This window comes from Streptomyces sp. GSL17-111 (genome assembly GCF_037911585.1).
Classification (GTDB): domain Bacteria; phylum Actinomycetota; class Actinomycetes; order Streptomycetales; family Streptomycetaceae; genus Streptomyces.
In genome coordinates this window covers 2,822,434-2,845,308 of record NZ_JBAJNS010000001.1, presented here as the reverse complement: position 1 = coordinate 2,845,308, position 22,875 = coordinate 2,822,434, and the positions used below count along the sequence as shown (strand labels likewise).

The window sequence follows — 22,875 nt, the reverse complement described above, 5'->3', positions numbered from 1 at the left end:
CCGGAAGGCGTCGGTCATGCTCCCATCATCGGTGACCGGTTCCGTCCGTCCGGCGGCGGGTCGGCCGGACGGAACCGGTCACCGTCCGGTGGCTCAGTCGGGCAGGACCAGCTCCACCGCCCAGGCGACGATGGCGATGATCAGCCCGCCCAGCAACGCGGTGCCGAAACCGTCGACGTGGAAGGGCACGTCCAGCACGTCGGCGATCCAGGAGGTGAGCAACAGCATGAGCGCGTTGATCACCAGCATGAACAGGCCGAGCGTGAGGATCAGAGCCGGGAGTGACAGCAGGTTCACGATCGGCTTGACCACGAGGTTGACCACACCGAAGATCAAGGCGACCACGACGAGCGTGAGCGCCTTCGAGCCGGTGCTGTCACCGGTGAGCGTGATGTCGCCGAGCAGCCACACGGCGACGCCGAGGGCGACCGCGTTGGCGATGGTTTTGACGATGAGATTCATCATGGTGGGGATGGTCTCCCAGAACCGCCCGGCGAAACGGCGAGAGGGCACTGGAGATGAAGACATTTCGGCTGGAGGAGCTGGAGGCGGAGCGCGCGGCGAACGACGGCGCCTACCTGCAGTTCCTGCGGGAGCGGAACATGTCGGTCGGTTTGTACGCGCTCGACCGCGGTGTCCCGGATCCGCAGCAGCCGCACCGTCAGGACGAGGTGTACTTCGTGGTCAGCGGACGGGCCGCGCTCACCGTCGGTGACGAGACCACCAGCGTCGCGCGCGGCAGCGTCGTCTACGTGCCCGCCGGGGTGCCCCACCGCTTCCACCACATCAGCGAGGACCTGCGCGTCCTCGTGGTCTTCTCTCCCCCGGAGGGATGACCGCCGGTGCCGCGCCGGGGCCGGCACCCCTAAGGGAACGGTCAGGGACGGGCGGGGGCCGACCGACCTCCGCCGCCGACCGGTCCCTGCCTAGCATGGGAGGTGTCCGGGCGGGACGCGTCACGGACCTCGGAGACAGGAAGCAGGGGACGGACATGACGGCAAAGGGGACGCTGGCGGGGCTGCCGACGTGGGTGAAGTGGGTCGGCGTCATCGTCGTCGCGCTCATCGTCTTCAAGGTGGTGATGGCCGTCCTGACGACGGTGATCGGTCTGCTGTTCAACATCCTGCTGTTCGCGGCGATCGTGGCCGCCGTCGTCTTCCTCGCACGGAAGTTCCTGTCGTCGTCCTCGGGTTCCTCCTCCGACCGCTGGTGACGGGCCGCTCCGGGCCGCTGAACTGGGCGGTCCGGGCGGGCTGCGGTAGGTGGTGACACCAACTCCGTTGTCAATCGGGTGACTTTGAAGCACGCGCATTGTGCTACTTCTCGATCTTGGTGAACGATGCCCCCAGGGGCCACCGGCCCCGAAATCCACAGCGAGATCCACAGCACCCGGTCGAGCCGCGACCGGGCACGAGTCGCCGGGGGCGCGGATGAACGGCAGGGTTCAGGCGCAGGTCATGATGAGCTTCCTCGCCTCGGAGGAGCTCTCCTTCCGGATTCCGGTGGAGCTGGTCTACGAGCCCGACGACCCGTACGCGGTGCGCTTCACCTTCGGTCTGCCCGGCGACGAACCGGTCACGTGGGTCTTCGGGCGCGAGCTCCTGGTGGACGGCGTGAGCCGTCCCGCCGGTGAGGGCGACGTGCACATCGCTCCGGTCGCCGACGAGGCCCTCGCCGACCTGCACATCCGCCTCCAGGTCGGCCCGGAGAGCGCGCTCCTGCGGGTCAGCGCCCCGCCTCTGGTGGCGTTCCTGGACCGCACCGACCGCGTCGTCCCCCTCGGCCAGGAGCCCGCCTGCGCGGACATCGACGCCGAGCTGGACCGCATCCTCGCCGGCCGGCCGTAGCGGACGCGCCCCCGGCGGCACCCGCCACGGGCGTCATCTGGCACGCCGTCGGCGTCCCCTCGGCGCACGGCGCAGTCCGGCGTCCTCCCGACCGAGCCCGGCGGAGACGACGAGCGCGGCCAGGCCCGTCGTCACCGGTACGGACGCGACGAGGCCGATCGAGCCCACGAGCGTGCGGACGATCTCCTCCGCCACCAGCTCACTCGTCGCCACCCTGCCGACGCCCGCCTCCGCGATGGAGAACAGCAGCAGCAGCGGTAGCGCGGCGCCCGCGTACGCCAGGACCAGCGTGTTCACCACGGACGCGATGTGGTCCCGCCCGATGCGCATCGCGGCACTGTAGAGGCCGCGCCGGCTCGCCGTCGGATCCGCCTGCTTCAGCTCCCACACCGCCGAGGTCTGGGTGACGGTGACGTCGTCGAGCACACCGAGCGAACCGATCAGCACCCCCGCCAGCAGCAGCCCGCGGATCTCGATGTCCGGATAGAGGCTGTGCACCAGCGCCGTCTGGTCGTCGGTGTTGCCCGACAGCTCGGCCCAGTCGATGAACAGCGAGCCCAGCAGGCCGATCAGCACGAGGGAGATCAGGGTGCCCAGCACGGCCACGGACGTGCGCGCCGTCAGGCCGTGACACAGGTACAGCGTCACCAGCATCACCGCGCTGCCCCCCACCACGGCCACCAGCAGCGGGTTCGACCCCTGCAGTATCGCGGGCAGGATGAACAGCGTCAGCACCCCGAACGTCACGGCGAGCCCCACCAGCGCCAGCAGTCCGCGCAGCCGGCCCACCGCGACGACCACCAGCGCGAAGAAGACGGCGAGCAGGATCATCGGGAACTCGCGCTCGATGTCGACGATGCTGTACTGCAGCTCCTCCGGGGCCTGCGGAGCGTAGGCGACGACGACGCCCTGCCCGGTGTCGGGACGGCGGGTGGCGTCCGGTGTGAGGACCTCGGTGAACGTCCGCCCGACGTGCGGACCCGTCGTCACCTCCACCGTCAGCAGGCGGCACGGGCCCGCCGTGGCCGCGTCACCGTCCTGCTGCTGCGCGTTGACGTCCGCGCAGTCCACCTCCTCCGACTTCGTGACCCGGGCCTCCTGCGTCTGCCGGTCGAAGCCGACGCCCGTCCGGCCGTCCTCGCCCTCCGGCGCGCCGCCGGGCCACAGGGCGACGAGGCCGACGAGAACGGCGGTGGCGAACGGGATCAGCACCGCGGCGATGACCGTCCGCAGGTGCCGGGACACCGGTGCGGCGGGGCCGTGGTGATGGGTGTGGTGAGGGCCGCCGTGCGGGCTGTGGGAATCGGTCACGGGACCGATCATCGCAAGACCTACTGGCGCGGCGCCCGGACGAACCGCTAGCGTGTGCGTGCTTTTGCACATCGCGGGAGCTCCGAGCACGGGGCTGAGAGGGCGCTGACGTCCGTACGGAGATACGGAAGAAAGCTGCGTCGACCGCCGAACCTGTTACCGGGTAATGCCGGCGTAGGGAGTGGGTCTCATGACCATGCACGATGCACGCATGCGCGCGGAAGCCGACGGCGGGGCCGACGGGTCCGCCGAGCGGACGGAGCAGCCGCGCTTCGGCTGGCACAAGGGCTACGTCGACGGCTCACGCCCCGACATCCGCGTGCCGGTGCGGCGGGTGCACCTGACCAACGGCAAGGACGTGACGCTCTACGACACCTCCGGGCCGCACACCGACCCCACCATCGACACCGACGTCCGCCGCGGCCTGCCGCCCCTGCGGGAGAACTGGATCATCGCCCGGGGCGACACCGAGGAGTACGCGGGCCGGGAGCTGCGGCCCGAGGACGACGGCGTCAAGCACACCGCGCCGCGCGGCGGGCTGCGCAACCTCGACGCCGTCTTCCCCGGCCGCCCGCGCCAGCCCCGCCGGGGCCGCGACGGTGCCGCCGTCACCCAGCTCGCCTACGCGCGACGCGGCGAGATCACCCCCGAGATGGAGTACGTCGCCGTCCGGGAGAACCGCTCGCCCGCGTTCGTGCGCGACGAGATCGCGGCGGGACGCGCCGTCCTGCCCGCCAACGTCAACCACCCGGAGATCGAGCCGATGATCATCGGCAAGAACTTCCTGGTGAAGGTCAACGCCAACATCGGCAACTCCGCCGTCACCTCCTCCATCGAGGAGGAGGTCGAGAAGATGACGTGGGCGACCCACTGGGGCGCCGACACCGTCATGGACCTCTCCACCGGCCGGAACATCCACACCACCCGCGAGTGGGTCCTGCGCAACTCTCCCGTGCCCATCGGCACCGTCCCCCTCTACCAGGCCCTGGAGAAGGTGGACGGCAGGGCCGAGGAGCTGAGCTGGGAGGTCTACAAGGACACCATCATCGAGCAGGCCGAACAGGGCGTGGACTACATGACCGTCCACGCGGGCGTGCTGCTGCGGTACGTGCCGATGACCGCACGCCGCAAGACCGGCATCGTCTCCCGGGGCGGCTCGATCATGGCCGCGTGGTGCCTGGCGCACCACAAGGAGAGCTTCCTCTACACCCACTTCGAGGAACTCTGCGAGATCCTGCGGGCCTACGACATCACGTTCTCCCTGGGCGACGGCCTGCGCCCCGGCTCCATCGCCGACGCCAACGACGAGGCCCAGTTCGCGGAGCTCAGGACGCTCGGCGAGCTGAACAGCATCGCCAAGTCGCACGGCGTCCAGACGATGATCGAAGGCCCCGGGCACGTCCCGATGCACAAGATCAAGGAGAACATCGACCTCCAGCAGGAGATCTGCGAGGAGGCGCCGTTCTACACGCTCGGCCCCCTGACGACGGACGTGGCCCCCGGCTACGACCACATCACCTCCGGCATCGGGGCCGCCATGATCGGCTGGTGGGGCACCGCGATGCTCTGCTACGTCACGCCCAAGGAGCACCTGGGCCTGCCGAACAAGGACGACGTCAAGACGGGCGTCATCACCTACAAGATCGCCGCCCACGCCGCCGACCTGGCCAAGGGCCACCCCGGCGTGCAGGAATGGGACGACGCGCTGTCCGACGCGCGGTTCGAGTTCCGTTGGGAGGACCAGTTCAACCTGGCCCTCGACCCGGACACGGCCCGCGCCTTCCACGACGAGACGCTCCCGGCCGAGCCGGCCAAGACCGCGCACTTCTGCTCCATGTGCGGGCCCAAGTTCTGCTCCATGAAGATCAGTCAGGACATCCGACGCGAGCACGGCGGGGACCTGACGACGCAGGAGATCGACGAGGGCATGGCCGAGAAGTCGAAGGAGTTCGCCGAGGCGGGCAACCGCGTCTACCTGCCCCTGGCCGACTGACGCGCCGGGCACGGTGCGCTCGCCCGGACGGCCCCGCCCCCGGCCGAGCGCACCACCGCCCCCGGCCGGGCGGGGCGGTCAGGGACAGAGGACCAGGACGGGGCTGCCGTTGTCGGCGAAGCCACGCTGCTCCACGCAGCCGTGACGGCGCAGCTCGGTCAGGGCCTGGCTCGTCCGCTGCGCGGTCAGCCCGGCCTTGACGGCGAGGAAGTCGACCGACATCCGTACCTCGCCCCGCTCCACGAGGTGCGGAAGCAGGTACAGCGCCACCGGCCACGCCCGGCTCCCACGCGGCAGGCGTAGACGCCACCGGTCGAGGACCTCCCGGGCCGTGGGAGCCGGCGCGGGTGCCGCCGCCTCGGCCGGAGCGTCCGGTTCCGGGCGCCGGCCCGTAGCGGCCATGCCTTCCACCGCCGCCGCGATGCGCTCCATGGCGTCGGCCACGCGCTGCTGCGTCGCGAGGGATGCCCGCTGCGCCGTGGCGAGCATCTCGTCGGCGCGCAGGTTGCGCTCCTCCAGGCGCACGATCGCGTCCGCAACCGGCTGCGGCATCGCGTAGGCGACCGGTGCGGCCGGGTCTGGGGGCTGCACGGCGGCGGGCTCCAGCTCGTACACCCCGTCGCGCTGCACGGTGACGACGACCTCGGTCACCCACTGCTTGAACGGCATGGCCTCGGGCTTGGTGCAGCCGTTGACGAGCTGGACGAGACCCTGGAGATTCACCATACGCATCGACTTTTGCAGCCTGTGACCTGCAAGTTTGCCCAAGGTGTCTGTCCCGTAGACGCCTTGGGCGAGCTCTCGCAGAGTGGCACAGCACTCCTTGGGGACATGCCACTGCAGAGCCTGACGGGTGTTGGCGTACCCCAGCTCGCTCGCCACGTCGACGGCCGGGAACCAGTGGGTGCCGTCGGGCAGGGTGACGCGGCGGACGCGGCTGCCGGTCGCGGCGTGGACGAAGTCGCTGATGTCGATGGCTTCGTGGCGGACCGCCCGCTCGGGCGACGTGTCGTGCTCGGACATCGAGCATCACCTCCGCCGTGGAGCGTAGGTGTACGAAAATCGAACACGCCCGGGCTAAACGTCAGTTCACCCGAACGGGTAACGGCAGGTCAGTCGGGGTTGCCGTCGGGTCCGGTGAAGTCCGGGCTGGTGAAGTCGGGGCTGGAGTAGCGAGGGCGGTCGCGGGTCTCCTGCGGGGCGCCGGGGCTGGTGAATCCGGGGTGGGAGTACCCCAGGCGCGGGGTGCGCGACGGGTCGGGCGGGGTGGTGGACGCCCCCGTGGCGGCGAGGGCGTCGCGGAGGAAGGGGGTGATGCCCCGGTCGAGGAGGGCGCGCCGCCAGGCTTCCCGGGCCCGGTCGACCTCGGCGGCGAGGGAGCCGTCACCGCCCCGGGGCGACGTGCCGCCCGGTGCGGACGCGGCGGACGGCGGACCGGCGGAGTTCCGCAAGGCCGTGAACACCAGGCTGACGCAGGCGGCGAGCAGGCCGGCGGCGGTCAGGGCGGCGAAGACCCAGCCCACGTTGCGCAGGGGTTCGGCCAGGGCGACGTCGGGCGAGACGGCGGCGAGGGTGTAGCCGACCGCGAGGAAGATGACGGCCGCCGCCCCCGCGAGGATCGGGGCGAGGACGGACAGGAGGGCGAAGAGTCCGGCGCCGCTGGTCTCGGCCACGGTGGCGGCCAGGCCGGAGGAGCCCCGGGTGCTGCGCCGCAGGTCCTCGCGCAGGCCGGTGAAGTGCTGGTACTCCGTGGCCGCGCAGGCGGCGATGGTGGAGACGGCGGCCAGCGCCATGGCGCGCAGCTGCTCGCGGCCGAGCCGTGGCCCGGTGGCCTCGCCGCCGGGCCGTACCGAGGCGGTGTTCAGTGCGGCGTCCAGGAGCCGCTCGAACTCGGGGCGGTCCTCGAGCCGCAGGTGTGGAGCGCTGTTCATGTGCATCCCCCGATGCTCCGTAGGGCCGTGGGCCGTGGTGGCGGCCGGCTTCCGGGCAGGTGGAAGGGCGGATGGAAGGGCCTTGATGGTAGAGCGCATCCGGTGCACCGTGACAGGGGTTTCCGAAATTGCTCACAGGGCGCTGTGACCGGCTCCGCCCGCTCCCGTGGCAGGTCAAGCCGCTGTGGCTGGAACTGTGCGGTCAGTTGCCGAGGGGAAGACGGCTCACCAGGAGCTTCCCGGCCATCGTCACACCGCCGTCCATGGCGATGGCGAGGCCGTCCGCGTAGACGTGGGGGCCGATGACCCGTGGCTCGTTGTCGCCCTCCGCGTCGTCCTCGACGGGCGGGACGTCGCCGAGCAGGTAGGGGATGGGGCTGTGACCGTGGACGATGCGTCGGCCGCCGTAGGTGTCGAGCAGTTCCCGGGCCGCCCGCGGGCCCACCTCCTCGTCGCGGAAGGCGAAGCGCTTGGTGAACTTGCGGAACAGGTCCCAGGTCTCGTCCGCGTCGCGCCGTTCGAGCGCCTCGGTGATGGCGTCGTTGACGGCCCCGATGGTCTCGCCGTACTCGAGGTAGGCGCTGGTGTCGGAGTGGAGGAGCAGGTGGTCGTCGGCGAGCGTCATGGCGTCCAGCCGGGACATCCACTGGAGGTGGTGCTCCTCCAGCCGCTCCATGTCGCCGCGCTGGCCGCCGTTGAGGAGCCAGGCGGCCTGGAAGGAGGCGGTTCCGGCGCCGGAGTCGACGGGCGTGTCGCCGAAGCGCTTGGCCCCGAGGATGAGCAGCTCGTGGTTGCCGAGCAGGGCCTTGCAGTAGCCGCCCGCGGCGGCGGCCTCGGCGGACAGGCGCATGACGAGGTCGATGACGCCGACGCCGTCCGGGCCTCGGTCGGTGAAGTCCCCGAGGAACCACAGTCGGGTGTTCCCGGCGGCCCAGCGGTCCTCGGCGTCGACGAGGCCGGCCTCGCGCAGCGCCGCGCGGAGCTCGTCGAGGTACCCGTGGACGTCGCCGACGACGTAGAGGGGGCCGAGCGGGTCCGCCTCGGATGCGCTCGGTGACGGGGTGTCGACCAGCGTCGGGGTGGGCCGGGCGCTGGCGGCTCCGGCGCCGATGACGGGCAGGTCGCGCACGGTGGGCGTGTAGCCGTCGTCCTCGGGTGGGTAGGCGTCGCCGGTCTGTGCCGCGTACCCGACGTGCGGCTGTGGCGGGTGAGTCGGCCCGTGAGCGCTCCCCACGGGGTACTCCGGGGGCGTCGCCGACCCCACCCGGGGTGGCGTGGGAACGGGCGTGAGCGTGGGCCGGGGTGTGACGGAGCCGCCGCCCATGTCCGTCGGCTGCCACCTCGCGGGTCCCTGACCGGCCCCCTGAGTCATCGACCCCTCCACCCTTGCGCGCAGCTTGCACCTGCCGGACCGTGATGTCGTGGGCTTTCCTGGTCGGAGGCCGGACCGGTGCCGTGCGCTCCATCATAGGAACGCCGCTCGGGGCTTGTGACGCACCTGGGGGGTGGCAATTCCCGCCAGGACGCCGGTGAACGCGATTTCCTCCGCATTTTTCCGGAGTGTGGGGTGTGCACCGGAGCGGGCCGTCAGCCCGCGGAGCCGGGGCCCCGGCGCGGCGGGCTGATGGTGGTCCGGGGCGGACGGCGTTGGGAGGAGGCGCGCACGATGAGTTCCGTGGGCATGACCTGCTGGACGGGCCGCCCCGCGCCGCCCACTCCTTCGATGGCGTCGATGAGGAGCTGGACGACGGCGGTGCCGATGCGTCCGGGTTTGAGGGAGAGCGTGGTGATCGGCGGTTCGGTGGCGGCGTACACCGAGGATTCGCTGCAGCAGACGAGCAGCAGGTCCTCGGGGACGCGGAGTCCGTAGCGCCGGGCGGCGGCGAGGAGGTCGGTGCCGTTCGGGTCGAAGAGCCCGTAGACGGCGTCGGGCCGGTCGGGCCGCGCGAGGAGCCGGTCGGCGGCGACGGCGCCGGCGCAGGGGTCGTGCGCGGGGTAGGTCTCGTAGACGGGGGGTTGGCCGACGCGTTCGCACCAGGTGAGGTAGGCGGTCGTGGAGAGCCGCGTGTAGGTGTCGGTGCTGGTGCCGGTGAGGAGCCCGATGCGCCGGGCTCCGGACTCGGCGAGGTGGTCGAGGAGACCGGTGACGGCCGCCTCGTGGTCGTTGTCGACCCAGGCGGTCACAGGGAGGGTGGCGCCCGGACGGCCGTCGGAGACGACGGGGATGCCCTGGCGGACGAGTTCGGTGACGACGGGGTCGTGGTCGGCGGGGTCGATGACGACGGTGCCGTCGAGGGCGACGTTGGCCCAGACGTCGTAGGCGCTGTGCCGGGCGGGGGCCGGGAGGATGACGAGGGCGTACCCACGGGCGAGCGCGGCCGACGTGGCGGCGCGCACCATGTCCGCGAAGTAGGCGAACTCGGTGAAGGTGAACGGTTCTTCGCCGTAGGTCGTGACGGTGAGCCCGATGAGCCCGGACTTGCCGGTGCGCAGGGTGCGGGCGGCGGCGGAGGGGCGGTAGCCGAGGCGGTCCGCGACCTCCCGGACGTGGCGGCGCGTGGCGTCGGGGAGCCGGCCCTTGCCGTTGAGTGCGTCGGAGACGGTCGTGATGGAGACGCCGGCGGCGGCGGCGACGTCCCGGATGCCCGCACGCGCCAGCCGGCGACCGGTGGACCGGCTCACCTGGTGCTTCCCTGCTGCTGTCATGGCGAGCCGATAGTAGGGCTGTGGGAGGGGCCTCGCGGCGCCACCGACCCCCCGGGGGAAAGGCACGATTCTGCAAGATCGACAACGGGTAACTACCTTGGATTACAGGGCAGTTGGGCTCGATGAGGAAGGGTGCAGGGGTCCAAGAGGTGCTTGGCCCCTCACTTCTTCGGAGGTTGCGAAGAGGTCTCAACTCACCTGCATGAGTGATGCGCGCCAGGGAGTCCGCCACCGGCGCGCAATTTTCGTTCCGCGCCCCATTGAACGGACGGGGCGGCGGATCGCGCAGCGGGAGGCCGTGACCGGCCCTGTGTGCCCGTGGACCATTCCTCTTAGGGTGTGCAGTATTGGCGGACGGGCTCGCGGGGCGGTCGACCCGGAGCCCGCCGAGGCTGTCAAGGAGGACTGCGATGACCGACAAGACCCCGAAGCTGCGCGCGGCGCTGGACGGTGTCCCCACGTACAAGCCGGGCAGGCCGGGGGCCGCGTCCGCCGCCGGGGCCGTGTCCTACAAGCTGTCCTCCAACGAGAACCCCTACCCGCCGCTGCCGGGTGTGCTGGAGTCCGCCGTGGCGGCGTCCGGCGCCTTCAACCGCTACCCGGACATGGCCTGCACCGGTCTCATGGCCGCGCTCGCCGAGCGGTTCGACGTGCCCGTGACGCACCTGGCCACGGGCACCGGCTCGGTGGGCGTCGCCCAGCAGCTGCTCCAGGCCACCGCGGGCCCCGGCGACGAGGTGATCTTCGCCTGGCGCTCCTTCGAGGCCTACCCGATCATCACGCAGATCTCCGGGGCGACGGCGGTCAGAGTGCCGCTGACCGCGACCGAGGAGCACGACCTCGACGCGATGGCCGACGCGATCACCGACCGCACCCGGCTGATCTTCGTCTGCAACCCGAACAACCCCACGGGTGCCGCCATCCGCCGCCGCGAGCTGGAACGTTTCCTTGACCGGGTGCCCGGTGACGTCCTCGTGGTGCTGGACGAGGCGTACCGGGAGTTCGTCCGCGACGAGGACATCCCGGACGGCCTGGAGCTGTACCGGGACCGTCCGAACGTGTGCGTCCTGCGGACGTTCTCCAAGGCGTACGGGCTGGCGGGGCTGCGCGTCGGCTTCGCGGTGGCGCACGAGCCGGTCGCGGCGGCCCTGCGCAAGACGGCGGTGCCCTTCGGCGTCAGTCAGATCGCCCAGGACGCGGCCGTCGCCTCGCTCGCGAGCGAGCAGGAGCTGCTGGAGCGGGTGGAGGGGCTCGTCGCCGAGCGGGCCCGGGTGAGCCGGGAGTTGGTCGTACAGGGCTGGACCGTGCCCGAGACGCAGGCCAACTTCGTCTGGCTGCGGCTGGGGGAGCGCACCGCGGACTTCGCGGCCGCGGCGGAGCGGGCCGGTGTGGTCGTCAGGCCGTTCCCGGGGGAGGGCGTGCGGGTGACCATCGGGGAGCCCGAGGCGAACGACCTCTTCCTCCAGGCGGCCGCCGCGTTCCGCAAAGAGCCGGAGGCGTGAGACTCCTGGCGGGTCACGTGGCGTGAGCCGCCAGGAGGTCGCGTCGTCCCCGTCCGCGTCGGTCAGGCGAGCTCGACACGGACGGGGTCGCCGCTGCGGACCGTCGCGAGCCGGCGGGGGTCGCCGTCGACGGACCCCAGCACGTTGCACGGGCCGGCCAGCCGGCACTCGTCCCCACGGGATATCGGTGTGGGTCCGTAGGGCAGCGCGAGGGCGTCGCCCTCCGTCCAGAACGCGACGGTGCCCGGGTCGACGACCTGCAGGGCGCCGCTCTCCAGCGGAAGGCTCAGCCCGGTGTCGAAGTAGACCTCCTCGCCCCAGGTCGCGGCCCGGGACTCGACCGGGAGGGCGCCCAGCAGGGCCCGCGCGGCCGGAGTGTCGTCGAGGGTCGCGGTGAGCCGGCCGGCGGGCCAGACGATGCGGATGCTGCGGGCTTCGGGTGTCTCGCTCATAGCCAGATTTCAACATTCTGTTGACTTCCGAGGAAGGGGGGGACCCCCCTTTTCGGTCCCTCACGCCGGTACGACATAATGCTTGTGATTGTGAACGCATTCACGAGCGTGTCCGCTTCGGTCCGTTTCAGGCGTCCATGATCGAAAAGCGACATCACGACAAGACGCCACATGCCCGGATCAGACCGGAAGGGAGAGCCGGACGCGACGGGCGGCAGCCGTGCGCACCCGATGCCCACGGCGAAGTGAAGGAGACAGCGACGTGCACGTGGATCTCGCTCTGGCGCCGGAGACGCTGGCGCGCTGGCAGTTCGGCATCACGACCGTCTACCACTTCCTCTTCGTCCCCCTGACGATCTCGCTGGCCTCGCTCACGGCGGGCCTGCAGACGGCGTGGGTCAGAACGGGGAAGGAGAAGTACCTCAGGGCCACCAAGTTCTGGGGGAAGCTTTTCCTGATCAACATCGCGATGGGCGTCGTCACCGGCATCCTGCAGGAGTTCCAGTTCGGCATGAACTGGTCCGACTACTCCCGCTTCGTCGGGGACGTCTTCGGCGCTCCGCTCGCCTTCGAGGCGCTGATCGCCTTCTTCTTCGAGTCGACCTTCATCGGCCTGTGGATCTTCGGCTGGGACAAGCTCCCGCAGCGCATCCACCTGGCCTGCATCTGGATGGTCGCGGTCGGCACCATCCTGTCCGCCTACTTCATCCTCGCCGCCAACTCCTGGATGCAGCACCCGGTCGGCTACCGCATCGACCCGGAGTCGGGACGTGCGGAGCTGACCGACTTCTGGCACGTGCTGACCCAGAACACGGCGGTGGCGCAGTTCGCGCACACCATCACCGCGGCCTTCCTCACCGGCGCCGCCTTCATGGTGGGCATCGCCGCCTACCACCTGATCCGCCGTCGACACATTCCGGTGATGCGCACCTCGCTCCGGGTGGGCCTGGTGACCATGGTGGTCAGCGGCCTCCTCGTCGCCGTCAGCGGCGACCGGCTCGCCAAGATCATGTACGAGCAGCAGCCCATGAAGATGGCCGCCGCCGAGGCGCTGTGGGACACCGAGGGCCCGGCGCCCTTCTCCGTGTTCGCCTACGGCGACGTCGACGAGGGGCACAACACGGTGGCCGTCGAGATCCCCGGCCTGCTCTCCTTCCTCGCCCACGACGACTTCAGCACTCCCGTCCCGGGGATCAACGACACCAACGAGGCCCTCAAGGAACAGTTCGACGAGGAGCTGGGCCTCGGCGACTACCGGCCCAACATCCCCGTCGCCTACTGGGGCTTCCGGTGGATGATCGGCTTCGGCATGACGTCCCTCGCCCTCGGCGTCGTCGGGCTCTACCTGACGCGCCGGAAGCGCTGGCTCGCGCCCTCCCTGCGCACCGGCGCGGAGGAGGTGCCGCGGCTGGCGCTCACCCGGACCCGGGAGCTCGGACCCACGCTGACCCGCTGGTACTGGCGTGCGGCGTTCCTCACGATGGCCTTCCCCCTCATCGCGAACTGCTGGGGCTGGATCTTCACCGAGATGGGCCGCCAGCCCTGGGCGGTGTACGGGGTGCTCCCGACGGCCTCCGCCGTCTCCCCGAGCGTCTCCCAGGGCGAGGTGATCGCGTCGATGTCCCTCTACACGGCCCTGTACGCGGTGCTCGCCGTGGTGGAGTTCCGGCTGCTGGCCAAGTACGCCAAGGCCGGTCCCCCGGAGCTGACCGAGGCGGACCTGGACCCGCCCACCCGCATCGGGGGCGGACGCGGTCCCCGGGCCGACGAGGACGCCGACCGTCCCATGGCCTTCTCCTACTGACCGACGCCGAGCCCCGGGCGCCCGGCCTCCCGGTCGCCCCGGACCCCCGAAAGGAGCGTCATGGAGCTCCCCACCCTCTGGTTCGTCCTCATCGCCGTCCTGTGGACCGGCTACTTCTTCCTCGAAGGATTCGACTTCGGCGTCGGCGTCCTCACCAAGGTCCTCGCCCGCGACCGCGCCGAGCGCCGCGTCCTGATCAACACCATCGGCCCCGTCTGGGACGGGAACGAGGTCTGGCTGCTCGCCGCGGCGGGCGGGACGTTCGCCGCCTTCCCCGACTGGTACGCCACTCTCTTCTCCGGCTTCTACCTGCCGCTGCTGGCCGTGCTCATCAGCCTCATCGTGCGCGGGGTCGCCTTCGAGTACCGGGCCAAGCGCCCTGAGGAGCGGTGGCAGCGCAACTGGGAGCACGCCGTCTTCTGGTGCTCGGCCCTGCCCGCGTTCCTGTGGGGCGTCATCTTCGCGGGCGTCGTCCGGGGGGTGCCGATCGACGCGGAGAAGGAGTACGTCGGCACGCTGCTGGACCTGTTCACCCCCTACGCCCTGCTGGGCGGGCTGCTCACCCTGGCGCTCTTCACCTTCCACGGCGCGGTGTTCACGGCCCTGAAGACGGTCGGGGACATCCGGGCCCGGGCACGGAAGCTGGCCACGGGGCTGGGTGTCTTCGTCACGGTGCTGGCGTTGGCCTTCCTCGGTGCCACCCAGGCGGACGGCGGCGGGTCGGCCTCCCTGGCCGCCTTCCTGGTGGCCGTGGCCGGGCTGCTCGCGGCGCTCGTCGCGAACGGCCGGGGGCGGGAGGGCTGGGCCTTCACCTTCTCCGGCGTCACCGTCGTGGCGGTGGTGGCCATGCTGTTCCTCGTCCTCTTCCCGGACGTCATGCCCTCCTCGCTGAACGAGGAGTGGAACCTGACCGTGGAGAACGCGGCCTCCAGCCCGTACACGCTGACGATCATGACCTGGTGCGCGGGCATCGCCACGCCGCTCGTCCTGCTCTACCAGGGCTGGACGTACTGGGTCTTCCGCAAGCGCATCGGCACCCAGCACCTCGCACCCGACCCGCACGCGGGGACGGCCTCCGACGAGCCGACGGCCTCCGACGAGCCGACGGCTCCGGCCGCCCGGTGACGCCGTGCGCCCGATAGACCCGCGGCTGATCCGCCACGCGCGCGCCACCCGGCTGTTCCTCCTGGCCGCGGTGGTGCTCGGGCTGGCCGGCGCGGGCCTGGTCATCGGCCAGGCCATGCTGATCGCCGAGATCGTCGTCCGCGCCTTCCAGCAGGGCGCCGACGTGTCCTCTCTCGCACGGCCGCTGCTGCTGCTCGTGCTCGTCTCCCTGGGCCGGGCCCTCGTGGCCTGGCTCACGGAGCTGTCCGCGCACCGTTCCAGCGCTGCTGTGAAGTCGGAGCTGCGCATGCGGCTGCTGGTCCATGCCTCCGCGCTGGGGCCCGCCTGGCTCGGCGGCCGGCGGACCGGTGAGCTGACGACGCTCGCCACCCGGGGGATCGACGCACTCGACGACTACTTCGCCCGCTACCTCCCGCAACTGGGGCTGGCGGCCGTCGTCCCGGCCGCCGTGCTGGCCCGCATCGTCTGGTCGGACTGGATCGCCGCAGCCACGATCGCGGTGACGCTGCCGCTGATCCCCATCTTCATGGTGCTGATCGGCTGGGCCACCCAGACCCACATGGACCGGCAGTGGCGGCTGCTCGCACGGCTCTCCCACCACTTCCTCGATCTGGTGGACGGACTGCCCACGCTCCGGGTGTTCGGGCGCGCGAAGGCACAGGCCGACAACATCCGGGCCATCACCGGTGACTACCGGTCCGCGACCCTGCGCACCCTGCGCATCGCCTTCCTCTCCTCCTTCGCACTGGAGCTGCTCGCGACGATCTCCGTCGCGCTGGTGGCGGTGGGCATCGGCATGCGGCTGGTGCACGGAGAGCTGGATCTGTACACCGGGCTCGTCGTGCTCATCCTGGCGCCCGAGGCGTACCTGCCGCTGCGCCAGGTGGGTGCGCAGTACCACGCCGCCGCCGAAGGGATCGCGGCGGCGGACGAGGCCTTCGCGGTGCTGGAGACGCCGCTGCCCGAAGGGGGCGACCGCCCGCTGGGGCCGGTCGGCCCCGTTCGGGAGCTGCGGCTGGACGGGGTCAGCGTCCGGCACGAGGGCCGGACCACCGCGTCGCTGCCGGTCACCGACCTGACCGTGCGGGCGGGCGAGACGGTCGCCCTGGTCGGCCCCTCGGGGGCGGGGAAGTCCACGCTGCTCGCCGCCGTGCTGGGCTTCACCCGGCCGGACACCGGCCGGGTCCGAGTGGACGGCGTGGACCTGGCGGAGCTGGACCTCGCGGAGTGGCACCGGCGCATCGCCTGGCTGCCCCAGCACCCGTACCTGTTCGCCGGGACGGTCGCGGACAACGTGCGGCTGGCGCGTCCCGAGGCGGGCGACGACGCCGTCCGTGCGGCGCTCCGCGACGCCGGGGCCACCGAGCTGGACGCCTCGGCGGAGGTGGGGGAGGGCGGGGCCGGGCTCTCCGCCGGTCAGCGGCAACGCGTGGCGCTGGCCCGCGCGTTCCTCGCCGACCGGCCGGTGCTGCTGCTCGACGAACCGACCGCCGCGTTGGACGGTTCCACCGAGGGTGCCGTGGTGGACGCGATCCGGCGGCTCGCCGCAGGCCGTACCGTGCTGCTGGTCGTCCACCGTCCCGCACTGCTGGCGGTGGCGGACCGCGTCGTCCGGATCGGCGGCCCACCGATGGTGACGCCGCCCCCGAGGACGACGGTCGGCGGCCGGGCGGACGGGGACGCTCCGGCGACCGGTGCGGTGGGTGGCCGTGCACCGGAAGAGGCCATGTTTCACGTGAAACCACCTCCCGGGGCCGCCGCCACCCCCCAGCCCTCACCGGCCCCGGCGGCGGCCCCGGCGCCGGACGCGCTGAGCCGCGTCCGGAGTGCGGGACGCCGGCTGCGCGGCCGGTTCGCCCTCGCGGCCACGCTGGGCGCGCTGGCCCTGGCCAGCGCGGTCGGGCTGATGGCGGTGTCGGGCTGGCTCATCTCCCGGGCGTCCGAACAGCCCCCGGTGCTCTACCTGCTGACGGCCGTCACCGCGACCCGGGCCTTCGGTATCGGCCGAGCCGTCTTCCGCTACGCCGAGCGCCTCGTCTCCCACGACGCGGTCCTGCGCGTGCTCGCGGACCTGCGCGTGGCGGTGTACACACGCCTGGAACGGCTCGCTCCGGCGGCTCTGCACCGCAGCCGCCGGGGAGACATGCTGGCCCGGCTGGTGGGGGACGTGGACGCCCTCCAGGACTACTTCCTCCGCTGGCTCCTCCCCGTCGTGTCCGCAGCCGTGGTCTCCGTCGGGGCGACGGGATTCACGGCGTGGCTGCTGCCGGAGGCCGGGGCGGCCCTGGCCGTCGGGCTGCTGCTGGCCGGGGTGGGCGTGCCGTGGCTGACCTCCGTGGTGGCCCGCCGAGCCGGACGCAGGCTGGCCCCCGCGCGCGGCGTCCTGAGCGCGCGGACCGTCGAACTGTTGACCGGTGTCGGTGAGCTGACCGTGGCCGGGGCCCTGCCCTCCCGCGTCGCCGCCGCCCGCCACGCCGACGCGGAACTGACCGCTATCGCGGCGCGCGGGTCCGCCGCAACGGCCCTGGCCGGTGCCGCGACGGCGCTGGTGACGGGGGTGACCGTCGTGGCGGCCGCCGCCTTCGGCGTCGCAGCCGTGCAGACGGGACGGCTGGAGGGCGTCTGGCTGGCGGTCGTCGTGCTGACCCCGCTCGCGGCCTTCGAGGCGGTACTCGGACTGCCGTCGGCCGCGCAGTACCGGCAGCGAGTGCGGCGCAGCGCCGAACGCCTGCACGAGGTGATGGACACCCCCGAACCGGTGCGGGAGCCGCGTACGCCGCTGCCGGAACCCGAGAGCGTCTTCCCGCTGCAGCTGCGGGACGTGACGGTCCGCCATCCGGGGCAGGCGCGCCCGGCCCTGGCCGGGGTCGACCTCACCCTGACCCCCGGCCGGCGGGTCGCCGTGGTCGGCCGCTCGGGTTCGGGCAAGACGACGCTCGCCCACACCCTGCTGCGGTTCCTGGACCCGGAGTCCGGGACGTACCTCTACGGCGGCGCCGACGCGGCGTCCTACGACTCGGACACCGTGCGGCGCGGCGTGGGCCTGTGCGCCCAGGACGCCCACCTCTTCGACTCCACGCTGCGGGAGAACCTGCGGCTGGCCCGGCCGGGCGCGACGGACGCAGACCTGCGCCGGGCGCTCGCGCAGGCCCGGCTGCTCGACTGGGTGGAGGCGCTGCCGCAGGGGCTGGACACCCCGGTGGGCGAACACGGCGCCCGCCTCTCGGGCGGGCAGCGGCAGCGGCTCGCCCTGGCCCGCGCGCTCCTCGCCGGGTTCCCGGTCCTCGTCCTCGACGAACCGGCCGAGCACCTGGACCTGGAGACGGCGGACGCGCTCACGGCGGACCTGCTCACGGCCACCGAGGGCCGGACCACGCTGCTCATCACCCACCGACTGGCCGGGCTCGCCGCCGTGGACGAGGTCGTCGTGCTGGAGGGCGGACGCTGTGTGCAGCGCGGCCCGTACGCGGAGCTGTCCACCGTGCCCGGACCGCTGCGCGAGCTGCTCGCCCGGGAGGCGGAGAGCGACGCACTCCGGTCCACTGGAGGGAGGGACGACGCTCCGGACACCGCGCTCCGGACGCTGCTGCCGCAGACCTGACGGGGCGGGGAGAGGGGTGAGCCATGGCGCCGCACGACCCGGACGCCGACCGTGCCCCCGCGCCCGGTGCGGAGGCGGTCACCGGTTCACTCGCCGAGCAGCTGGCCGCCGAGTCGTTGCAGAGCCTGACGCCCGAGCTGGTCCGCAGGCTGCCGCAGGCCCTGGAGGCGATGGTCGCGATCGGCGGTGACGTCGACCTGCGGACGGTGCTCGACCGCATCGTCCGCACCGCCGCAGCGCTCACCGACGCCCGGCACGCGGCGATCGGGGTGCTGGGCGTCGAGGAGAGCGCCGCACTCGACGACTACGTCACCCACGGCGACGCGTCGACCATCCGCAGCCGCATCCGGGGCAGGCCCGACGCGCACTTCCTCAGCGTTCCGATCCGGGTGCGGGACGAGCCGTTCGGCCACCTCTACCTGAGTGACAAGGCCGACGGTTCGCCTTTCACGGACGCCGACCTCCAGCTGATCAGGGTCGTGGCGACGGAGGCCGGCATCGCCATCGGGCACGTGCGGCTCCTGGAATCCGCCCGGCAGCGGGCCCGATGGATCGACGGCAGCGCCGCCCTGACGACGGCCCTGCTCCAGGGGACGGGCGACGCCCTGTCGGTGGTCGCCGAGCAGGCACGGAGGCTGGCCGACGCCGCTGCGGGCCTGGTACTGACCCCGAGCGACGAGGGCGGCCTGGAGATCGTGGCCGTGGCCGGGGACGACCCGGACGCTCTGCTGGGCGTGCGCATCCCGCCGCACAGCCCCCTGGTGGCCGCCCTGCTGCTGGGGCAGCCCGTCTTCGTGGCGGACTGCGCCACCGATCCGCGCATGATGACGCGTGCGGCGGCCCGCTACGGGCCGAGCATGATGCTCCCACTGGGCAACGAGGGCCGCATCCTCGGCACGCTCGCGGTGCCCCGGAAGCCGGGCGCCCCCCTGTTCACCGCGACCGAGCGCACCCTGGCGCAGCGGTTCGCCTCCCAGGCGGCCCTCGCGCTGTTGCTGACCGAGGCGCAGCAGGACCGGGAACGGCTGGCCGTCTACGAGGACCGCGACCGCATCGCCCGGGACCTCCACGACCTCGTGATCCAGCGGCTCTTCGCCACCGGCATGCTGCTGGAGAGCGCGCGCAAGCGGGCCGGCCGCCCGCCCGACGCCGAGGCGGCGCCGGAGGTGCGGGACCGGATCTCGCAAGCCGTGGACGAACTGGACACCACGATCCAGGAGATCCGCACCGCCATCTACGCACTCCAGCAGGCGCCCGCGCCCCACCCGGAGTCGCTGCGCACCCGGGTGCTGCGGGAGGTGGGCGCCGCCGCCCTCGCCGCCGGCTTCCAGCCCGCGGCGACGTTCACGGGGATGGTGGACGTCCTGGTCGGTGAGCAGGCGGGCCGGAACCTGGTGGCGGCGGCCCGCGAGGCGCTCTCCAACGCCGTGCGGCACGCGGGCGGGAGCCGGATCGAGCTGACGGTCGACGCCTCCGTCACCCTGCCCGACGGCCGTCCGGGCGTGCGTCTCACCGTGGCGGACGACGGCGTGGGGCTGCCGCCGGACGGGCGGCGCAGTGGGCTCGTCAACCTGCGCCGCCGGGCGGAGCAGCTGGGTGGCACCTGCCGCACGGCACCCGGTCTGGGCGGCGCGGGCACCACGCTCGTGTGGGAGGTGCCGTTGTGAGGCCCCGGTCCACGGCGGCTCCGGACGACGCGCCGGGCACGGACGGTGCACGGACCCGGCACGGACGGGCCGAGTGAGGAAACGTTCCGCCGGGCCCGGCTACCGCAACGTCAGCAACCCCTCGATGGCCACCGCGACGCCGTCCTCGTTGTTGCTGAGCGTCTCGAAGGTCGTCGCCGCCCGCACCTGCGCATGGCCGTTGGCCATGGCGTACGACGTGCCGGCCCAGGTCAGCATCTCCAGGTCGTTGGGCATGTCGCCGAAGGCCACGACCTCGTCGGGCGCGATCCCCCGCGCCAGGCAGCAGCGCGCCAGCGTGCTCGCCTTGCTCACCCCGCGCCCGCTCACCTCCAGCAACGCGCTCGGGCTGGACCGGGTGAACTCCGCGAAGTCCCCGGCGGCCCTGCGCGCCAGCTCCAGGAAGAAGTCCGGCGCCAGCTCGGTGTGGTGCGCGAGCAGCTTGAGGACCGGCTGCTCCGCACCGAGGCCCCGGCCCCGGTGCCGGCCCGCCCGGTGCCCGTCCCCGCCGCCCTCGCCGAGCAGCTTCGCGATCGGCGCCACCACCGCACCCGGGTCCTCGAAGAACGGCGGGTAGTCCGGCTCGTAGGTGATGCCCCCGGTCCGCTCCACGGCGAACGTCACCCCCGGGGCCACCTCGCGCAAGGCCCTCACCACTGCCATGGCCGACGAGTGGCTCAGCTCCCGCACCTCGACGATCTCCCGCCCCCGGTGCAGGTCCACCACGGCCGCTCCGTTGCCGCAGATCGCCAGTCCGTGCCGGTGCACGTGGTCGCTGACGACGTCCATCCACCGGGCCGGCCGGCCGGTGACGAAGAAGACCTCGATCCCCGCCTTCTCCGCCGCGTCCAGCGCCGCGACCGTCCGCGCGGACACGGACTTGTCGTCGTGCAGCAGGGTGCCGTCCAGGTCCGTGGCGATCAGCCGCGGCACACGTGCGGGCAGGGGAACACGACGGAACGTAGCGGGGGCATCAGTCACGGTAACCATCCTCCCCCACCCGTCCGCACACTCGTGCAGCACCCTGCCCATTCGAGTACGTGCCGAAGCGCGGCCGCCCGTACGGACCGGTTCCCGGGTCAGAGCCGACCCGGGACCTCCGTGGCGATGCGTTCGAAAACTCCCTGGTCGGCCGCGAACCGCGTCCCCGGGATCGGCCAGTGCATCACCAGTTCCGTGACGCCGACCTCCGCGTGACGCCCCGCGAAGTCCACGAACGCCTCCACCGAATCCAGTGGGCGGTCCGGAGTGAAGCCGATGAGCAGCACCTTCTCCAACTCCGCCGCGTCCCGGCCGGCGGCCTCGCAGGCGGCCCCCAGCCGTTCGATCTGCTCCCCGACGGCGGTCAGCGACTGCTCCGGCGTCCCCGAGTCGCCCAGCTTCGGATCGCCGGTGGTCACCCACGCCTGCCCGTGCCGGGCCGCGAGCCGCAGGCCGCGCGGGCCGTTCGCCGCCACGGCGAACGGCAGCCGGGGCCGCTGCACGCAGCCGGGCACGGTGCGTGCCTCCACCGCCGAGTAGAACCGGCCCTCGAACGTCAGCGCCGGCTCCGTCAGCAGCCGGTCCAGCAGCGGCACGAACTCGGCGAAGCGGTCCGCCCGCTCCTTCGGCGTCCACGGCTCCTGGCCCAGCGCCGTCGCGTCGAAGCCGCTGCCCCCGGCCCCGATGCCGAGCGTGACGCGCCCGCCGGAGACGTCGTCGAGGGAGATGAGCTCCTTCGCCAGCGTCACGGGGTGCCGGAAGTTCGGCGAGGTGACCAGGGTGCCCAGGCGCAGCCGGGTCGTCGCCGTGGCCGCCGCCGTCAGCGTGGGCACAGCGCCGAACCAGGGCCCGTCGCGGAACGGCACCCGCCACGAGAGGTGGTCGTAGGTGTAAGCGGTGTGGAAGCCGAGCGACTCGGCGCGGCGCCACTTCTCGCCGCCCCCCTCGTGCCAGCGGTCGACGGGGAGGATCACGGTACTCAGTCGCATGACCCCGACGATACGTGCGCCTCCTGCTGCGCTGGATATGCCGAACGGAGCAGATTCGGGAAGCCGCGCCGACGTCGCCGTGGGGGCCGCCACCGTGGCGCCATGGGCATGCTGGGGAGGGCCCTTGAAGCCTTGATCGACGCGGCGATCGGTCTACGCCGACCACGGGATGCTCCGGGACCTCTTGGCGGAGCCCGCCCTCACGAGCCGCGGACACCTTGGGACCTGCTGCGCACGTACCTGCGCGAGGGTTCGATCCAGCCACTGCCGATCCTCCGGCTGGTCGCCGCTCACCTGGCGACAGCGTACGCCGTGTTCCGGAAGCTGCCATGGCTGACACGACCCGCATCACGGTCACTCTGCCCACTGAGCAGGTGGCGGAGCTGAAGAGGCTCACGGTCCTTCCATTCGATGGCTGCCGATCTGGTGGTCGGTTCCAACACCATCGTGGAAGTCATGCACGCCCGGGTGAACACCGCCCGACTGGACTGGGTGCTCTCCCAGGTCACGGTGGAAGCGGTGACCGAGCAGACGGCCAGAGCCGCCGCCGGGCTGTTGAAAGAGGCCGGACTGCACGGCCACACGTACGCGATCGATGTCACCGTCGCCGAGCTGGCGCTTCGCCGGCCGGGCCCGGTGGCCATGCTCACGTCGGACGTCGACGACATGGCCAAGCTGTGCGGTAGCCGCGTCCGACTCATCGCGCTCTGATCCGCCGCGGTCGGGACCAAGCCGCCCGGCGTACGTCTTCCCAGTTCAGGCCGCGACAGGCGAACGAGGCTCGACCGGGGTGGCCAGGGTGCCCAGGCGCAGCCGGGGCGTCGCCGTCGCGGGCGCCGTCGGCGGTTGACCGGCGGCGGGGGCGGGGTGCGGCGCGTGTGTCGCCGTCGGGGCGCGGGGTACCCGGCGCGGGTCGCGGGCGCGTGCGGTGGTGCACGGGCCCGGCGG

General features: G+C 72.4%; 18 protein-coding genes and 1 pseudogene. 10 read left to right on the top strand and 9 right to left on the bottom strand.

Features of this window, described 5'->3' with window-relative positions; genetic code table 11:
* Nucleotides 1-93 precede the first annotated feature (93 nt).
* Nucleotides 94-465 carry a phage holin family protein gene (locus tag V6D49_RS12605; RefSeq protein WP_340559616.1) on the bottom strand — a complete coding sequence of 124 codons (372 nt, stop codon included), beginning with the start codon at nt 463-465 and terminating at the stop codon, nt 94-96.
* 53 nt (nt 466-518) lie between these two features.
* On the opposite strand from V6D49_RS12605, the gene V6D49_RS12600 reads away from it, so the two are divergent.
* From V6D49_RS12600 to V6D49_RS12590, 3 genes are all read left to right on the top strand, one after another.
* A complete protein-coding gene (locus tag V6D49_RS12600) occupies nt 519-836 on the top strand; it encodes a cupin domain-containing protein (protein ID WP_340559614.1) in 318 nt (105 codons plus the stop codon).
* Nucleotides 837-991: 155 nt separating this feature from the next.
* The gene (locus V6D49_RS12595) at nt 992-1,213 is read left to right on the top strand and encodes a DUF5326 family protein (RefSeq protein WP_340559612.1); all 222 of its coding nucleotides are present in this window, start codon (nt 992-994) and stop codon (nt 1,211-1,213) included.
* Between the two features lie 217 nt (nt 1,214-1,430).
* Entirely contained in the window at nt 1,431-1,847 is a 417-nt protein-coding gene (locus V6D49_RS12590; protein WP_340559610.1) for an SsgA family sporulation/cell division regulator, read from the top strand.
* Nucleotides 1,848-1,880: 33 nt separating this feature from the next.
* On the opposite strand, the gene V6D49_RS12585 is transcribed toward V6D49_RS12590, so the two are convergent.
* Complete coding sequence (locus V6D49_RS12585; protein WP_445330513.1) at nt 1,881-3,170, bottom strand: YibE/F family protein; 1,290 nt, start codon at nt 3,168-3,170, stop codon at nt 1,881-1,883.
* A 178-nt stretch (nt 3,171-3,348) separates the two neighbouring features.
* Between V6D49_RS12585 and thiC the strand changes: the two genes are divergently transcribed.
* Nucleotides 3,349-5,151: a phosphomethylpyrimidine synthase ThiC gene (gene thiC / locus V6D49_RS12580; protein WP_340559607.1), complete on the top strand. Its 1,803-nt coding sequence runs from the start codon at nt 3,349-3,351 to the stop codon at nt 5,149-5,151.
* Nucleotides 5,152-5,229: 78 nt separating this feature from the next.
* On the opposite strand, the gene V6D49_RS12575 is transcribed toward thiC, so the two are convergent.
* From V6D49_RS12575 to V6D49_RS12560, 4 genes are all read right to left on the bottom strand, one after another.
* A complete protein-coding gene (locus V6D49_RS12575) occupies nt 5,230-6,174 on the bottom strand; it encodes a BRO-N domain-containing protein (protein WP_340559605.1) in 945 nt (314 codons plus the stop codon).
* An 89-nt stretch (nt 6,175-6,263) separates the two neighbouring features.
* Nucleotides 6,264-7,082 carry a hypothetical protein gene (locus tag V6D49_RS12570; protein WP_340559604.1) on the bottom strand — a complete coding sequence of 273 codons (819 nt, stop codon included), beginning with the start codon at nt 7,080-7,082 and terminating at the stop codon, nt 6,264-6,266.
* Nucleotides 7,083-7,284: 202 nt separating this feature from the next.
* Nucleotides 7,285-8,454, bottom strand: a complete 1,170-nt coding sequence (locus V6D49_RS12565) for a metallophosphoesterase (protein WP_340559602.1) — start codon at nt 8,452-8,454, stop codon at nt 7,285-7,287.
* A gap of 215 nt (nt 8,455-8,669) precedes the next feature.
* A complete protein-coding gene (locus V6D49_RS12560; protein WP_340559600.1) occupies nt 8,670-9,788 on the bottom strand; it encodes a LacI family DNA-binding transcriptional regulator in 1,119 nt (372 codons plus the stop codon).
* A 410-nt stretch (nt 9,789-10,198) separates the two neighbouring features.
* Between V6D49_RS12560 and hisC the strand changes: the two genes are divergently transcribed.
* Nucleotides 10,199-11,290 carry a histidinol-phosphate transaminase gene (hisC, locus tag V6D49_RS12555; protein WP_340559598.1) on the top strand — a complete coding sequence of 364 codons (1,092 nt, stop codon included), beginning with the start codon at nt 10,199-10,201 and terminating at the stop codon, nt 11,288-11,290.
* Between the two features lie 62 nt (nt 11,291-11,352).
* Here hisC and V6D49_RS12550 read toward each other — a convergent pair whose 3' ends face one another.
* Nucleotides 11,353-11,742 (bottom strand): cyclophilin-like fold protein, encoded by a 390-nt coding sequence (locus V6D49_RS12550; protein WP_340559596.1) that lies wholly within the window; start codon nt 11,740-11,742, stop codon nt 11,353-11,355.
* A gap of 268 nt (nt 11,743-12,010) precedes the next feature.
* Between V6D49_RS12550 and V6D49_RS12545 the strand changes: the two genes are divergently transcribed.
* From V6D49_RS12545 to V6D49_RS12530, 4 genes are read left to right on the top strand one after another with little or no spacing between them, the layout of a single operon-like run.
* Entirely contained in the window at nt 12,011-13,546 is a 1,536-nt protein-coding gene (locus tag V6D49_RS12545) for a cytochrome ubiquinol oxidase subunit I (RefSeq protein ID WP_340563932.1), read from the top strand.
* A 60-nt stretch (nt 13,547-13,606) separates the two neighbouring features.
* Complete coding sequence (cydB, locus tag V6D49_RS12540; RefSeq protein ID WP_340559594.1) at nt 13,607-14,671, top strand: cytochrome d ubiquinol oxidase subunit II; 1,065 nt, start codon at nt 13,607-13,609, stop codon at nt 14,669-14,671.
* Between the two features lie 4 nt (nt 14,672-14,675).
* Nucleotides 14,676-18,272 carry a thiol reductant ABC exporter subunit CydD gene (gene cydD / locus V6D49_RS12535; RefSeq protein ID WP_340559592.1) on the top strand — a complete coding sequence of 1,199 codons (3,597 nt, stop codon included), beginning with the start codon at nt 14,676-14,678 and terminating at the stop codon, nt 18,270-18,272.
* 23 nt (nt 18,273-18,295) lie between these two features.
* Entirely contained in the window at nt 18,296-19,939 is a 1,644-nt protein-coding gene (locus V6D49_RS12530) for a sensor histidine kinase (RefSeq protein ID WP_340559591.1), read from the top strand.
* A 99-nt stretch (nt 19,940-20,038) separates the two neighbouring features.
* Here V6D49_RS12530 and V6D49_RS12525 read toward each other — a convergent pair whose 3' ends face one another.
* Nucleotides 20,039-20,947, bottom strand: a complete 909-nt coding sequence (locus tag V6D49_RS12525; RefSeq protein WP_340559589.1) for a Cof-type HAD-IIB family hydrolase — start codon at nt 20,945-20,947, stop codon at nt 20,039-20,041.
* Between the two features lie 89 nt (nt 20,948-21,036).
* Nucleotides 21,037-21,927 carry an LLM class flavin-dependent oxidoreductase gene (locus V6D49_RS12520; protein WP_340559587.1) on the bottom strand — a complete coding sequence of 297 codons (891 nt, stop codon included), beginning with the start codon at nt 21,925-21,927 and terminating at the stop codon, nt 21,037-21,039.
* A gap of 402 nt (nt 21,928-22,329) precedes the next feature.
* Between V6D49_RS12520 and V6D49_RS12515 the strand changes: the two are divergent.
* Nucleotides 22,330-22,638 (top strand): annotated as a pseudogene (locus V6D49_RS12515) (DNA-binding protein); the annotation flags it as partial.
* Nucleotides 22,639-22,875 lie beyond the last annotated feature (237 nt).